This is a genomic window from Kineococcus gurbantunggutensis (assembly GCF_050871925.1).
Classification (GTDB): Bacteria; Actinomycetota; Actinomycetes; order Actinomycetales; family Kineococcaceae; genus Kineococcus.
This window is the reverse complement of the sequence record NZ_JBJLSG010000336.1, coordinates 1-1,014: the sequence shown is the minus strand read 5'-3', so window position 1 is coordinate 1,014 and position 1,014 is coordinate 1. Positions and strand designations below refer to the sequence as shown.

Below are 1,014 nucleotides of genomic sequence, written 5' to 3'. Positions count from 1 at the left end.
GGCCCCACCCCGGGCAGGGGTGGGGCCCTCCGTCGTGCCGGGGCCGGGGCGGTGCTCAGCCGCCCTGGCGGACGGCCTGCACGTCGATCGCGACCTTCAGCGTGGTGCCGAAGACGGCCACTCCGATGCCCACCGCCTGGTTCCAGTTCATCCGGAAGTCGTCGCGGTGCAGCTCACAGGTGGCGGTGAACGCCGCCCGGGTGCCGCCCCACGGGTCCGGCCCGGAACCGGTGTAGGCCAGCTCCAGCTCCACCGGACGGGTGGTCTCCAGCAGCGTCAGCTCACCGCGCAGCACCCAGCGCCCGCCCGCGCGGCGCACCCCGGTGGCGCGGAAGCGCAGCGCGGGGTGGACGGCCACGTGCAGGAAGTCGGCGGCGCGCAGGTGCTCGTCGCGCTGGGCGTTGCCGGTGTCGATGGAGGAGGCGTCGATCTCCACCTCCACGCTCGAGGCGGTGACGTCGCCGTCGGGGACGGTGATCACACCGGTGAAGCGGGTGAAGCGCCCGTGCACCGCGGACAGGCCCAGGTGGTGGGCGGTGGCGGTGATCGAGGAGTGGGCGGTGTCGATCACCCACACGCCCGGCGGCGGGACGTCGTCGCCGCCCTGGCGGCGCAGGCGCACCTCCCCGGCGCGCCAGGTGCCGGTGGCGGGCACGACGACGCTGGAGGCCCGGGGCTCGTGCGCCGGGGCGGCCACCAGCATGGTGGCCGGGCCCGGGGGCACGGCGGGCAGCGCGAAGGTGCCGTCGCCGCCGGTGACCGCGCGCGCCACCTGGGCGCCGTCGGCGCCCAGCAGCGTCACGGAGGCGCCGGCGACGGGCCAGCCCTCGCGGGTCAGCACCCGCCCCTCGCCCCGGGGGCGGGGGGGGGGGCGGCGGGGGGGGCCCCGCCCGGGGGGGGGGGGGGCGGACGGCGGCGCCACCCCCCCCCCCCCCCGCGGGGCCCCGGGGCCCCCCCCCCCCGGCGTAGCGCACGTAGCGCACGTCGTGCAGCACCGCCCGCGGCGCACCCGCC

General features: G+C 79.6%; 1 protein-coding gene. It reads right to left on the bottom strand.

Annotated elements, in window-relative coordinates; all coding sequences use genetic code 11:
* Nucleotides 1–55 precede the first annotated feature (55 nt).
* Entirely contained in the window at nt 56–841 is a 786-nt protein-coding gene (locus ACRYR7_RS25550) for a YceI family protein (RefSeq protein ID WP_432575198.1), read from the bottom strand.
* Nucleotides 842–1,014: the final 173 nt, after the last annotated feature.